This is a genomic window from Shewanella sp. MF05913 (genome assembly GCF_059758095.1).
Map to the genome: position 1 here is coordinate 1 of NZ_JCAYNT010000004.1, position 15,235 is coordinate 15,235.

Annotated in this window: 8 protein-coding genes and 4 tRNA genes; 8 read left to right on the top strand and 4 right to left on the bottom strand. The window is 41.2% G+C overall.

What is annotated here, in order from left to right; translation table 11 throughout:
• The 7 genes from AC19MV_RS07055 to AC19MV_RS07085 form a co-directional block, all read left to right on the top strand.
• Positions 1-3,212, top strand: a 3,212-nt coding sequence (locus AC19MV_RS07055) for a beta strand repeat-containing protein (protein ID WP_498306652.1), incomplete at its 5' end; no start/stop codon positions are given.
• Between the two features lie 85 nt (positions 3,213-3,297).
• Entirely contained in the window at positions 3,298-5,475 is a 2,178-nt protein-coding gene (locus AC19MV_RS07060) for a type I secretion system permease/ATPase (RefSeq protein ID WP_498306654.1), read from the top strand.
• Positions 5,472-6,854 (top strand): HlyD family type I secretion periplasmic adaptor subunit, encoded by a 1,383-nt coding sequence (locus tag AC19MV_RS07065; RefSeq protein ID WP_498306656.1) that lies wholly within the window; start codon positions 5,472-5,474, stop codon positions 6,852-6,854. Before AC19MV_RS07060 ends, AC19MV_RS07065 begins: the two co-directional genes overlap by 4 nt.
• A gap of 78 nt (positions 6,855-6,932) precedes the next feature.
• On the top strand, positions 6,933-8,285 hold the full coding sequence (locus AC19MV_RS07070; protein WP_498306962.1) for a TolC family outer membrane protein: 1,353 nt from the start codon (positions 6,933-6,935) through the stop codon (positions 8,283-8,285).
• Entirely contained in the window at positions 8,285-8,890 is a 606-nt protein-coding gene (locus tag AC19MV_RS07075) for an OmpA family protein (protein ID WP_498306658.1), read from the top strand. Before AC19MV_RS07070 ends, AC19MV_RS07075 begins: the two co-directional genes overlap by 1 nt.
• 85 nt (positions 8,891-8,975) lie before the next feature.
• Positions 8,976-9,626 (top strand): transglutaminase-like cysteine peptidase, encoded by a 651-nt coding sequence (locus AC19MV_RS07080; protein ID WP_432400363.1) that lies wholly within the window; start codon positions 8,976-8,978, stop codon positions 9,624-9,626.
• A gap of 7 nt (positions 9,627-9,633) precedes the next feature.
• Positions 9,634-11,556 carry a bifunctional diguanylate cyclase/phosphodiesterase gene (locus AC19MV_RS07085; RefSeq protein ID WP_498306659.1) on the top strand — a complete coding sequence of 641 codons (1,923 nt, stop codon included), beginning with the start codon at positions 9,634-9,636 and terminating at the stop codon, positions 11,554-11,556.
• A gap of 272 nt (positions 11,557-11,828) precedes the next feature.
• On the opposite strand, the gene AC19MV_RS07090 is transcribed toward AC19MV_RS07085, so the two are convergent.
• The 4 genes from AC19MV_RS07090 to AC19MV_RS07105 form a co-directional block, all read right to left on the bottom strand.
• Positions 11,829-11,905 (bottom strand) — tRNA-Pro (locus AC19MV_RS07090).
• 61 nt (positions 11,906-11,966) lie between these two features.
• Positions 11,967-12,043: transfer RNA gene (locus tag AC19MV_RS07095), tRNA-Pro, on the bottom strand.
• Between the two features lie 21 nt (positions 12,044-12,064).
• Positions 12,065-12,140: transfer RNA gene (locus AC19MV_RS07100), tRNA-His, on the bottom strand.
• Between the two features lie 50 nt (positions 12,141-12,190).
• Positions 12,191-12,267: transfer RNA gene (locus AC19MV_RS07105), tRNA-Arg, on the bottom strand.
• 252 nt (positions 12,268-12,519) lie between these two features.
• On the opposite strand from AC19MV_RS07105, the gene AC19MV_RS07110 reads away from it, so the two are divergent.
• On the top strand, positions 12,520-15,144 hold the full coding sequence (locus tag AC19MV_RS07110; RefSeq protein WP_498306661.1) for a diguanylate cyclase domain-containing protein: 2,625 nt from the start codon (positions 12,520-12,522) through the stop codon (positions 15,142-15,144).
• Positions 15,145-15,235: the final 91 nt, after the last annotated feature.

Genomic DNA, 15,235 nt, shown 5'->3' on the forward strand with positions numbered 1-15,235 from the left:
ACGCCAGCGAAATTGGTGCTGACGGCACCGTGACCGCAACTGTCACGTTAGCGACTGGCACCCAGATCGGCGACACTCTCGTCGTGACCGATGGCAGTGGAAACGTATTAGCGACGGTCACCGTGACACAAGCAATGCTAACCAATGGTTACGCTGTTGAAGTTCCTGTGACTGCAGACGCAACAGAAGTGAACGTCACAGCTCAAGTCACTGACGCTGCAGGTAACCCATCGATTATCGCGACAGATAAAGAAGGGATCGATAAAACTGCTCCTTCGGCATTATCAATTATCATCGTTGATGACGGCACTCCTGGAGATGGCTGGTTAAATAATAATGAAATATTAGCTAATGGCAGTGGAATACAAATTAAAGCTGAGGCAGATCATGCAGATCTTACTGCTGGCGGATTTGTTTCAATATCGACAACAGTTAATGGCATCGAAGTGTCATTTGACCTGAAATTAGAAAATGGCCAATTAGTTAATTTGGATGGTTCTATACCTAATGTTGCTTTCAGTTATAACAATGGTGAGATTACATGGACTGCTGATGTACCAACTGCAGGTGAACAAATTACTGTTGAGATATCTCAAACTGATGCAGCTGGGAATGAATCTATAGCAGTCACAGACACCGCAATAATTAACAACGTTGATGCCAATGATGATATCCCTGGTTCGTCATACACAGTAACGACAGGTTCTAGCAGTAATTGGGCTATCCCGCAGTCAAACGGTGAAAACAAAATGACCATATCAGCTCGTAATGCTGATGGCTCTATGGGTGTAGTAAATATTGAAAGTGGTACAGGGAAGCTAGGCGTGTCAGGCTCCCCTCGTGTAAATGACAAAATTATTGGCCAAATAGAATACGACTCTGCTTCAGGCACATCTGAATCTATCGTGATTGATTTTAATGGTTTAGTGAATCAGGCAACGTTCAGCGTTTCAAACATGTTTACCAATGAAAATAACGGTGAGCAAGGCGTTTGGAAGGCTTACTACAATGGTCAATTGGTTGCGAGTGAAACATTTAAAACGCTTTCAGGTGACTCTGGAACATTCACTATCGATACCGGAAACATTGTCTTTGATCAGTTAGTCTTTGAGGCGACTAAAACCATTAGTGAAACAAATGGTGGCCCAGCATTAAGTGATTCTTCGGATTACTTCTTGACGAGTATTACCGCTGCCGGCCCTGCCATTATGGGTACCTACCTGGTCTCTGAAGATGGCGTGTTAACTATCTCCAATGCAAACCAAGGGTTACTCAATAACGACTCAGATGCACAAGGAAATACCTTTGCACTAACTGATGTGAATGGCACTGCTGTAGCTGATGGACAAGTTGTGATATTACCTAGTGGTGCATTATTAACTATCCACAGTGATGGTACTTATTCTTATGACACTAATGGTTCATTTGAAGCCTTAACAGCAGGTCAACTAGCTACAGATACCTTTACTTACACTGTTACTGATCTATACGGCGCCACGGATACAGCTACAGTGACGATAAACATTGTTGGCGAATCTGATACTGGCACTGTTTACGAGAAGTACACTGGTAATCCAGGTAATGATGTGATTAAAGGTACCGTTAATAACGATATTATTATCAGCGATCAACAAGGCTTACAGATTGTTGCCGGTGAGAACTACAATATCGCATTTATCTTTGATACGTCAGGCAGTATGTCTGGCGTTATCGCTGAAGCGAAGACTCAACTAGAAGCCGTTTTTGATTCACTGGCTAATAGCGCGACGGGCTCGCACAGCGGTACAGTAAATGTGTTGCTGACTAATTTTGCATCTGGTTCAAATTACACTGTATCGGTAAACATGGACGAACCGGATGCAGTGCAAAAACTACTGACTGAATTAGCAAAAATGAGCGCCAGTGGTTCCACTAACTATGAAGCAGGTTTTGAGTCTGCAATAAATTGGTTTACTAGCAGCACTGTTCTAAATAATGTTGGAAATAATATTTCTTACTTCATTACTGATGGTTCACCAAATGCACAAACAGTTGACACAAATACTTCAACAGTATTAATGAGTTATGATGTAGCGACCAGTAGTTATCAAACCTTAAGTAGTTTGTTGACTTCTAATAACTATGTTAAAGGCAACGTCATCAGCAGCATAGATGGTCAAGTTATTGTCAACGCTAGTGGTGCTGTGTATTCACCATACACAGGAGCTAAAATTGGCCAATTAAGCTTTAACACTAATAATACTGTTAAAAGCTTTACAGACAATGGTACAAATACAACCGCTCAAGCGCAGCATGCATTTAACTTGCTTGCCGCAGTGTCTGAAGTTGAAGCAATCAGTTTAGCTAGTGCTAACGGTAATACTACGGTTAATGAAGCCAACCTAAAACTATATGATACAGACGGCTTCGTCCGAGCTTCTATCGATGTGTCTGATCTATCAAGTGTTATCACAGGCTCTGAGACATTCCAATCTCAAGGTGATGATAATACAATCGGTAATCAAGGTGACGATATTATCTTCGGTGACCTGGTTAAATTTAGTGGTTCATCTGAGCAAGGTTACGTTGCATTACAAACCTATGTCGCCGATAAAACAGGCCAAAACGTTGCTGATATTGACGTTAAAGCCGTTCACGATTACATCCGTGATCATGTGAATGAATTTAATATCAATAACACCAATGACGGTAACGACATTTTAGATGGCGGTATTGGTGACGATATCTTATTTGGTCAAGGTGGCAATGATACTATCTATGGCGGCGAAGGTAATGACGTGCTTATCGGCGGATTAGGCAATGACACGCTAATCGGTGGATTAGGCAGTGACACCTTTGTATGGTCTAAAGGTGACATTGGGACTGATACCATTAAAGATTTTGAAGTGAACAACGATACACTTCATATCAGCGATTTATTGCAAGATGAGCAGAATGGTAATCTCGATGATTACCTGGACTTCTCGTTCAGCAATGGTAATACCACAATCTCTATTGATGCTAATAAAGATGGTACGGTAGACCAAGTGATAGTATTAGATGGTGTAGACCTGTCGCAGCAATATGGCGCTACGACTGATGGTGTTATTATTAATGGGTTGCTAAATGATGGCGCACTCATTGTTGATACACCAGCACAAACCCCTGCACCATCACCAGGAACCACCCCTGTCGATCTTTATGACCAGTACAGTGGAAATATTATTCCTTAATAACAACACATTGACTGCGTCACATAGTAATATGTGACGCATCACTTGTTATTTCTAACAATAATAAATTAAGGACTCTTATTAGGTGCCTATAACTGCGTCTAAAACAAGCGAGCAGTGGACGATTTCTGCTTCACAACGGGTAACGGTTGATCCGCTACTCGATTGCTTAGTATTGCTGACAGAACACTTTGGCAGCCCTTGCTCTATTGATTCTTTGGCTGCGGGTTTACCGCTGTCAGGCTCAGTTATTTCACCCGAATTAGTACCACAAGCTGCAGCTAGAGCAGGCTTGTCGGCCAAATTATCACGTAAAGATCTAAATCAAATATCAGACATACTATTGCCATGCATTTTATTGTTCAAAGATAAAAAAGCCTGTGTGTTAAGAGAGATTGATTTAGAAAATGACAAAGTTGTTATTCAATTACCTGAAACTGGTGGCGAAGATAACCTAACGCTAGAGGAACTAGAGTCCTTATATGTGGGTTACTTATTTCTGGTCAAACAAGATTATCGTGGCGATAAAAGTTTCGATGTTCATTTACATGACAACAGCACTCACTGGTTAATGCAAAGCATTAAAGACTCCGCCCCTATTTATAGAGATGCACTTATTGCATCAGTATTGGTTAACCTATTCGCATTAGTCTCACCACTGTTTATCATGAACGTTTATGACAAAGTGGTGCCCAATTTAGCGTTTGAATCACTTTGGGTGTTGGCTATTGGTGCCGGGATTGCATATCTTTTCGATTTTATTATGCGTCAATTACGCAGTTATTTAATCGATATTGCCGGCAAAAAAGTCGACATTATCGTTTCCTCAAAATTATTTGCTAAAGCCATTGGTATTCCGCTGTCAAAACGCTCCCCAAGTGTAGGCGGAATGGCAAGGCAACTCGGTGAGTTTGACAGTATTAGAGAGTTTTTAACCTCAGCAACAATCACTGCACTGGTCGATTTACCTTTTGCCTTGCTCTTTGTCATCATCATTTACATTGTGGCGGGTGATTTAGCACTCATTCCAGTTTTTAGCAGTATTGTCATTATCGCAGTGACCCTCTACCTACAACCTAAATTAAAGCAAGCCATTGAAGAAAGTAATCGTTTTTCAAGCTTAAAGCATGGCCACTTAATTGAAAGTTTAACCGCGCTTGAATCAATTAAGGCAAACGGTGCTGAAGGCTTAGTGCAGAAAAGCTGGCAGCAAATGATTGGCCATACCGCTAACTGGCAATTAAAAAGTAAAAAGCTCTCTAATCATGTAGCCCATGTTGCCAATTTTATGGTGCAAGTGACAGTAGTGCTGGTTGTGATTTTGGGCGTATATCGTTTAGCTGATAACGAAATATCCATGGGCGGCATTATTGCTGCTGTCATGCTATCAAGCCGGGCAATTGCCCCAATGGCCCAATTAGCAGGTCTTATTTCTCGTGGGAATCATACCATCAGTTCGTTACGTCAACTTGATGCCATCATGGAAGAAGAAGATGAGTTTGAAGATAAAGGCCATCTCGTCAGCAAAGAACGTATTATGGGAAAAATCGAAGCCGATAATATCAGTTTTAATTTTCCTGGCACAGAAAAGCCGAGCTTACACCCCTTATCACTGCGTATTAAACCAGGTGAACGAATTGCCATTATCGGACGCAATGGTTCCGGTAAAAGTACCTTAGCAAAACTGCTACTCGGCTTATATAAGCCGACTCAAGGTAGCCTTCGATATGATGGTTTAGACTCAGGACAAATTCATCCGAGTGATTTAAGACGTAACTTTGGTTATCTGCCACAAGATGTCACCCTATTTCACGGAAGTATCCGCGACAATATTTTATTCGGGTCGCGCCAAGTGACTGAACATCAATTAATGAGAGCCATTCAGCTTTCAGGCGTAGGCATGTTCACCAATTTAGAGTCGGAAGGACTTGATCAACAAGTGGGAGAAGGTGGTTTAGCATTAAGCCGAGGCCAACGACAAACCGTAGCCTTAGCCAGAGCGACACTTAATGATCCGTCTATATTGCTCATGGATGAACCCACAGCCAGTTTAGATGCACGCGCAGAGAAGCAATTTATTCGCTCTATGCAACTTGTTAGCCGTGACAGAACCTTGCTCTTAATTACGCACAAAATGCACCTGCTTAATTTAGTTGATCGTATTATTGTATTAGATAAAGGCCATGTGATGGCTGACGGCCCTAAAGATGAAGTACTAGCCATGCTTAACTCTGGTGCAATGGCTGGAGAGCAAAACGCATGAGCAAACATCTAACGGCAGAAGATTTAGAGATGGTTGACGACGTATATGGCGCCATTATGACCGATGCCCCGACAGGACATCGCCTCATTATTTGGTCATTAGCCGCTATGATGGTCTGCTTTGTTGTTTGGGCATATTTTTCTGAATTAGACCAAGTCACAACAGGTCAAGGCAAGGTTATTCCTTCTTCGCAAATCCAAATCATTCAGAGCTTAGATGGCGGAATACTTCAAGAAATCTATGTTCAAGAAGGCTTGATGGTTACTAAAGGTCAACCATTAGCGCGAATCGATGATACACGTTTTAGGTCTGATTTTGGCCAACAAGAACAAGAAGTATATGGACTGCAAACCAACATAATCCGCATGCGAGCAGAGTTAGACAGCATTGTGATTTCAGATATGTCCTCTGACTGGCGCCAACAAGTTAAAATTACCAAACAGGAATTGGTTTTCCCTGGAGAGACAATAGAAGCCGAGCCTGCATTAGTAAAACGCCAACAAGAAGAATACTCACTGCGTTTAGATAACTTAAACAATCAACTCGAAATATTAGTGCGCCAAATCCAGCAGCGTCAGCAAGAAATTGAAGATTTAGCATCAAAAATTAATACTCTCACGAAAAGTTACCAACTGGTTAGCCGTGAGCTTGAATTAACTAAACCGCTTGCTCGAAAAGGGATTGTGCCAGAAGTCGAGTTATTAAAACTTGAACGTACGGTAAATGATATCCAGGGTGAACTGCAGTCATTACGCCTCTTAAGGCCTAAAGTCAAAGCTGCAATGGATGAGGCGATTTTGAAACGTCGTGATGCTGTATTTGTTTATACCACCGACTTACGGGCGCAATTAAACGAGTTACAAACAAAATTATCACGTATGAATCAGGCACAAATTGGTGCATTTGATAAAGTCAGCAGAGCGGTAATCTCTTCGCCTGTCATTGGCACAATTAAAAAAATCTACTTTAATACTTTAGGTGGAGTTGTGCAGCCGGGTGAACAAATCATTGAGATTGTGCCATCAGAAGATAAACTACTGATAGAAACTAAAATTACACCAAAAGATATTGCTTTCTTACACCCTGGATTACCCGCTATAGTTAAAGTAACAGCATATGACTTTACTCGATATGGTGGCCTTAAAGGTACAGTAGAACATATTAGTGCCGATACATCACAAGATGAAGAAGGTAATAGTTTTTACATTATAAAAGTAAGAACAGAACAATCGAGTTTACTAAAAGACGATGGCACAGAGATGCCAATAATCCCAGGAATGCTCACTTCGGTGGACGTTATCACTGGGAAAAAATCAATACTTGAGTACATTTTGAATCCAATTTTAAGAGCGAAAGATACCGCCCTTAGAGAGCGCTAAGAAGAACCAGGAGGGTTTTAAATGAGCACTATAAAAAATCAGCACGCAAAGATCAGTGCTGTTGCACTTGCTTTGTCTATGCTGATTGCACCCGCAGCCTCAAGTCAATCACTTGAACAAGCTGTTGCGCATACGCTAGACACCAATCCAGATTTACGGATTGCGTTTAACCGCTTTAAAGCACGTGAAGAGCAAGTTAACCAGGCATCTGCCGGGTATATGCCAACTGTCGATCTGACAGCGGGATACGGCTGGGAGCAAACTGATAGCCCATCAAGTCGTCGCAAAGCAGGACAAGGCGACGTTGATAACGATGGCAAAATTGATTTAGAACGTGGTGAAGCCGGTTTTAGCATCAAACAAATGTTATTTGATGGCTTTTATACCAGTAGCGAAGTTGATCGCTATTCGAACGAAACCACCGCAGATCAATGGGCATTATTTGCTGCAGCAGAAGACATGGCATTAAATGTATCTAAAGTGTATTTAGACTACATTCGTAGCCAGCAAGTGTTAACGCTGTCAGAAAAAAACCTAGAAAGCCATAAAGCTATTTATGATCAAATTAAAGAACGTACTGACTCAGGATTAGGTTCAATTGCGGACTTGTCGCAAATTACCGGTCGTTTAGCACGAGCTAATGCGAATGTGGTTTCTGCGAAAAATAATTTAGAAGATGCTAAAGCTGCATTTATTCGAATTGTTGAGTCAGAACCAGAAGATCTTATTTTGCCAGTACCAGATGCAGATATGCTCCCAGCAGACTTGAATAAAGGTGTGATGCAAGCCAAAAGCAACCATCCAATCCTTAAGTCTGCTGAAGGTGATATCAACGCCGCAAAATATGAGCGTAGTTCTGCTAAGGCAAATTATTTCCCACAGTTAAGTCTAGAGCTTAACGGTAACTGGAATAATGACGTTGATGGTGAAGACGGTTATAGCGCATTGAGCAGCCAAAATGTTAATGGTCATAGTAATGATTTAGTGGCCATGGTTCGCGTTAAATACAACTTATTTTCAGGCGGAAAAGATTTAGCACGCGATAGAGAGACTGCGTACAAAATTAATGAAGCCAAAGAAATTCAACAACGCGCATATCGTCAAGTTGTTGAGGGTATTTCTTTAGCCTGGAACGCCTACGAAATGCTTGCACCACAAAAGCAATATATTCGTGAACACGTTGTCGCAGCAAAGCAAACGCAAGTCGCTTATGTGCAACAGTTTAATTTAGGTCAGCGTACTCTTCTCGATTTACTCGACACTGAAAACGAGTTATTTGAAGCGCGTAAAGACTACCTACAAACTGAATATGACGAAATTGCAGCTCGCTACAGAGTGTTAAATGCTACTGGCAGTTTGCTTGACTCACTGAGAGTCACACGCCCTGAAGAATGGCGCGGTGAACGCTCGTATGAGGGAGGGGTTCAATAATGAAATACTTAATGATTCTACTCGCTATGTTGACCGCCACTGGCTGTGCAATGAACGATATTGTTGAGCTTAATAAACCAACAAAGCAAAACTTCGACTTAACAGACATGGACAAAGATGGTGTTATCACTGCACGTGAAAACTGTGCAGGAACGCTATTAGGCGCTGAAGTTGATAATTATGGTTGTGGTCAGGTTAACGATATCAATGAGACCCAAGAGCTAAACATCTTTTTTGCGAATAACTCTGAAGTCATTGAGTCACAGTATTATGACCAAATAGAAAAAATCGCTAAGCTGATGAAAAAGTACCCGACGACAAAAGTGGTTATCGAAGGTCATACTAGCTTAAGAGGCAGTTATGAACTCAATTTAGCTTTGTCTCAAAAGCGTGCAAAATCAGTCATCGATGTACTCGAGAATACTTTTGGTATTAGCCCTGAGCGCATGTCAGCGGTTGGTTATAGTTTTGACAAACCAATTGATACCAGTGGCACACCTGAAGCAGAAGAGCGTAATAGACGTGTTATCTCGACAATATCTGGCGAAGATACAATGTCAAAGATGAGATGGAATATCTATACTGTTGACGATGAGAATGAATAATCGTTAAACAGGATATTGATCATTGAGTCGTAAAGACACACATGTCACTGCATCGTTTTATAAAAGGGTCTGCCACAGTGTAATTGTGACATCGGCCCTTTTAGTTTCATGTTTGTTTGCAGCGCCAACTCAAGAGTTAAATCAGCAGCAAATTGTATCTGCATTAACGAAGCGTTACGGCGACAGAGCGGCACTTCGCGCTAATGCATGGTTTAAAATTATTGATGATGCACAGCAATTAAGTGATATCGATAAATTGAAGAAGGTAAATCACTTTTTCAATTTATTTAGGTTTATCGACGACCAAACACTATGGGGCGACTCAAACTACTGGGCATCCCCTATGGAGTTTATTGGTGTTAATGGCGGCGACTGTGAAGATTTTTCTATCGCAAAGTACTTTACCTTACTCCAGCTTGGCGTATCGGAAGACAAAATGCGGATCACCATGGTAAAAGCCACAACGTTAAACCAATACCACATGGTATTAGCTTATTACGAACAACCTAATTCAATACCACTGGTATTAGATAATTTAGACAAAACCATCAAACCTGCGACACAAAGAAGAGATCTTCTGCCTGTATACAGTTTTAATGGTAAACAATTATGGTTAAACAAAGAAAAAGGTCGAGGAGTGTTAGCTGGCTCATCATCACGCCTTGAAAAATGGACTGACCTTAAACTTAGATTAGGCGTAGACCGCTTACGCCGACCAAAACTCAACATGGAGTAGTGACAACATGACCCTGTTCAGGCAGATCTATGCGTTACTTTTTGCACTTTTCTTGTTAACTATTGCAAGTGTGGCCTACGTACAATTTTCAGAAACCCAAGGTTTTTTAACCAAACAGATGGAGTCTGATCTTAATAATGCCAGTAACTCTTTAGGATTAATGCTGACTCCGGTATTGGAGTCAGGCGATACTGCTGGCGCAGAGACTTTAGTCAATGTCATCTTTGAAGGCGGCTACTATCAGCAGATCAAACTCATCTGGCTTGTCGACGGCAAGCAACAGGTTTGGAATAATTCGGTAAGAGTGAGTAATGTACCGCAATGGTTTATCAATTTAAATCTGTTTAAGAGTATCAACAAACAAACAACAATAACGTCAGGCTGGCTGCAGCTTGCTACCTTAGAAATCACGGCTCATCCAGGTTTTGGTTACCAAGAGTTATGGCGCATTATTACTGATATTGTCATTCTTTTTTCTATCTTATTTTTAATTGCCATTGTGTTTGCCAGAGTGGGATTAAGCTGGATTTTAAAACCATTAAACACCTTGTCTGTCCATGCAAAACAAATTTCAGATCGCCAGTTTGGCCCAGACATGCCAGCACCCAAAACCAAAGAGCTCAAAGAACTGGTTAACGCATTTAATAGTATGTCTGCACAGCTGAAACAAGTTTTCAATTCACTTGACGAAGAAGTCTCAGCATTACGTAAGAAAAACCTCGTTGATCAGGTTTCAGGTCTTCCCAATCGACAATACATGGTGAGCCGCATTAACGGTTGGTTAAGCGAACCAAGTACCGGCGCGCTGTATTTAGTCAAAATGGACTGGCTAGAAGATGTACACAGTAAGTATGGCTTCCAAGTCCGTGATGAAACCATTCGTATCCTGTCAGAAAAATTACAATATCATCAAGATGAAATTGCTCACTCGGTCATCGCACGCATAGCCGCTTATGAATTTGCATTTTTGGTAGAAGACTGTGAACACGACCAGCTAACTAAGTACTTACAAAGCCTCATACGCACAGTAAACAAGGAAATATCGAAAGCAGGCTGCAAACCTAATGAGCAGTTTAATATCGGTGTGGCCGAACGTTTAGGGCAAATGACAGTATCCGATATGATGGCTCAAGCAGATAACGCGCTGCAACAATCTATCAAAGATGCCAAAGTCTTCCATTGGTTTGAAAATACCCAGCAGCAATTGTTTACTCGTGAAGAGTGGCGAACAAACTTAGGTTATGCGATTCAACATAAAAAGTTTGAGTTCCGCTGGCAGCCAATTCAACTAAGCGCCAAAGATGAAGTCTGTCAGCGCGAATTATATTGTCAGTTACAAATCGCCAATACTACGCTTCATGCAGGCCAATTTATGCCTTATGTTGAACTATTGTCTCTGGGAACCATGCTCGATCGGTGTCTAATAGAGACAGTAAATGAACATAGATTACTTGAGCGTAACTACGAAAGAGTCGCCATTAACTTAACCAATCAAAGTATTAGCGATTTTGAGTTCCATGCATGGTTAAAGCAGTTTCTGCGCGCGAATAAATATCCTGAACGTATTTGCTTTGAAATTCCAGAAGCTAGCGTATACAGCGATTTAGAAGCATGTGAAAACTTGTGTAAAGTCATTCGAGACAGTGGCGCGCACTTTGGTATCGATCACTTTGGTCGTCAATTTGGCTCAATGGCTTACTTACAAAGCTTAAGGCCGCATTACGTCAAACTTGATCAATCATTTGCTTATATTGAAGACAACCAGCATAACAGTGAATTATGCCGAGCATTAGTTAACGTCGCTAAAGGCTTAGACATCCAAGTCATTGTCACTGGTATTCAAGAGAAACAACAGCTCAGCCGCTTTACAGAGCTTAGGGTCGATGCCTACCAAGGCTTTATCTCGCCACCGGTTAATGTAAAGCTATAACGCCGAGCGACGGAACCTATCAACAAACCACTCTTCGGAGTGGTTTTTTTATGGCTTTGAATTCGTACTTGTATGAGTTTTTATAATAAAAAAAACTGTATCGTACTCTCCCATGAGCAGTAAGCAGTAAGCAGTAAGCAGTAAGCAGTAAGCAGTAAGCAGTAAGCCAGGAGTGTTATGTCGCGATAGGTAAATGGGTATAAAAAAGCAAAGATTGGAATGAAAATCTGAAAACAAAAAAGCCACTCTAATGAGTGGCTTTTTTGTTAAATTGGTCGGTGATAGAGGATTCGAACCTCTGACCCTCTCGTCCCAAACGAGATGCGCTACCGGGCTGCGCTAATCACCGAAATTTATTTCAAACTTTTACGATCAACAAGTTAACTAACTCTTAACTCATTTTAACAATGTGGTCGGTGATAGAGGATTCGAACCTCTGACCCTCTCGTCCCAAACGAGATGCGCTACCGGGCTGCGCTAATCACCGAAAATAAAACATTGAATTGAATGGGGTGACTGATGGGGCTCGAACCCACGACAACCGGAATCACAATCCGGGACTCTACCAACTGAGCTACAATCACCATTGACTTTCAATTCTACTAACCAATTACGACATCACGTACTTGCCGAATGGTGCGCCCAGAAGGATTCGAACCTTCGGCCTTACCCTCCGGAGGGGTACGCTCTATCCAGCTGAGCTATGGGCGCTCGCCTTGGTTAGCGACGCATATAGTAGGGATAAAACACTCTCACGTCTAGCCCTGATTTACTTTTTTTAACTGACTGATTAAGTTTTGAGTCATTTACGCAAACTATTTGTGCTTTTTGACTCATTACTCATAATTATTAACTTTATACTTACATTTATTTCGCTTGGATCACATTTGTATTTATGGTAATTATAATGATTGTTCAAAAATATTTGTTCACATTATTAATAGGATAACACCTGCTCGGGATATGGATACCAAAATTAGTCACCCAACAACATCTCCGCGTGTCGAGCACCTACAAAAAAGGATTGCTCGTTTAAAGCGTTTGGCTAAAAAATATAAGCGTTCTGAAATTATTCAAAATGCACTGTTAGGTATTTCTAATATCGCAACCCAGGTGGCATCACTGGATGATTTCTATCAACGTGTCCATTTACATCTTCAACAACTCATCCCAGCAGAAAACTTTTTTATAGCCTCTAGAGATCTCAAAACCGGGTTAACCAGTTTACCCTTTTTTGCTGACCAGCAAGACTCGCATCCAACGGAGCTTTACCCAGATCAAGAAATATCCTCTTTACTCAATAGTGGATTGACAGGCTATGTACTGCGTAATGGTGAGCCGTTGCTTTGCGACGATAATAAATTTAATGCGTTAATCGCCAGTGGCGACATTAAAAGTTTAGGGTCACCTTGCCATCAATGGCTTGGCGTCCCCATTAGAAATCAAGATGTAGTCACTGGCGTGTTAGTGGTTCAGAGCTATAACGAAGATAACACCTACGGTGAATTAGAATTAGAATTAATGGGTTTTATTTGCCACCATATCTCAGGTGTGATGGAACGACTAGAACATCATGAACAACTCGAGCAAGCCATTACTGAACGAACCAAAGAGCTCAGTCAAGCTTACAACAAAGTCACCATTGAAGTTCAAGAACGCGTTAAAGCCGAAAAGCTGCAAAAAACCTTATTCGAAATCGCTGATTTATCTGCATCGAATGTGCCGCAACAAGACTTCTATCTTCGCCTGCACGCGATTATCAGCCAATTAATTCCAGCGCATAATTGTTTTATCTCATTAATTGATGATAACAACATGCTGTCGTTTCCATTTTATGTTTCGCAAATGACCGCCCAGTATCCAGCATCACGTCCCATGCAGGATGGTTTAACCGAATACATTTTACGTCATAAGTTACCGCGATTATTGTCGGCCAAAGACATTGCTAACATGGTCACGATGGGCGAAATTTATTCTAAATCGCCAGAGCTCAATAAAACTCAAAGAATGCACCAATGGATTGGTATTCCACTGCTGATTAATGGCGATGTGGCAGGTGCATTAACCATTTACAGCCTAGATGATGAACACATCTATCAATCAAAAGATTTAGAACTACTGACTTTTGTTTCACAACATATTGCCAACGCCATCGAACGCAAACAAGCCGTAGAGTCGTTAAAAAGTAGTTACGAGCTGTTAGAAGATAAAGTGGTCGAGCGGACTCGCGCGTTGGCTGAACTCAACAATAATTTGCAGCAAGAAATACTTCAACGCCGCAAAATTGAAGATCAGCTGGTACACGATGCGCAGCACGACGGACTCACAGGTTTACCCAATCGCAGCTATTTAATGGAACGATTGTCTCAAGCATTAAAGCACTTACGTCGCCATGGCTTAGATCAGTTCGCACTGTTATTTATCGATTTAGACCGCTTTAAACTGATTAACGACTCATTTGGCCATTTAGAAGGTGATCGCTTCTTAATCGAAACGGCGCAGCGCATAAAATCATGTGTACGCGACAATGATACATTGGCCAGAATGGGCGGAGATGAGTTTGTTATTTTACTGGATGCCATTCATTCTACAGATGATGCCGTCGAAGTAAGCGATCGGATACTGCAAGCTTTATCGATGCCCTATACTTTGGCCAAACAAGAATTTATTTCTGGTGCCAGTATTGGTATCGCCTTTAGCGGCCGTAATAAGCTTGTCACCAGCGAATCGATACTACGCGATGCTGATGCCGCCATGTACCAAGCAAAAGCCAATGGCAAGGGTTGTTACGTTATTTTTGATGATCAGCTGAGTGCGCAGTCAAAGCTGCAGCACGAACTTGAAATTGATTTTAAAAAGGCACTTGAACGGCAAGAGTTTGATATTCACTACGTGGAAGTCGTCGATTTTACTACTGGTGAAATTATTGCCATTGAACCACATGTTGAATGGCAACATCCTGAGCACGGCATCATTGAACACGCTAAGATGAAACGTTTAGCGGCACAATATCAACTGACATTGAACTTAGACGGTTATATTTTTACTCACTTGAGCAATCAATATCAGTGGTTAAAACAGCAGTATCAACCAAATGTCACTCTGCACTTGTCAATTAGTAGCCAACATATTAAAAACAAGTTTGTCTTACGCAACCTCAAAAACACCATTAAAAACAGCAATATTGAACTCAGTAAACTCATGTTGTTTTTTAACGAAAAAGCCTTAGTTCAAGACACCGAAAACCACATCAATGGTTTCGACCTTATCTCTCAATTAGGCGTTCAAATTGGTATTGATGGATATGGAACAGGATACAGCTCATTAAGCTGCCTAAGCTTTTTGCCCATAAAAGCGTTGAAACTCGATAATGACATCAGTAAACACTTATTAAATGATAAACAATTACAATTAGTTAAAGCCTATCAACTCACAGCACAAACACTCGAGTTTGAAATGTATGCCACCACTGTCGACACGCAGCAGCAAGTGCGGCAGTTTTTAGAACTCGGCTATATGCGCGGCCAAGGTCGGGCTATTAGTAAATTATTTAACGAAAAAAAAAAGCCTTATAAGTCCTGCGCGTGATCGCTAAAATCCCGACTCGATACTCAAAAAGGCTTTGCTTTAATATTCTTTGATATGTGATTACTTTAGTTTGATATTGCTTTGATTTGAG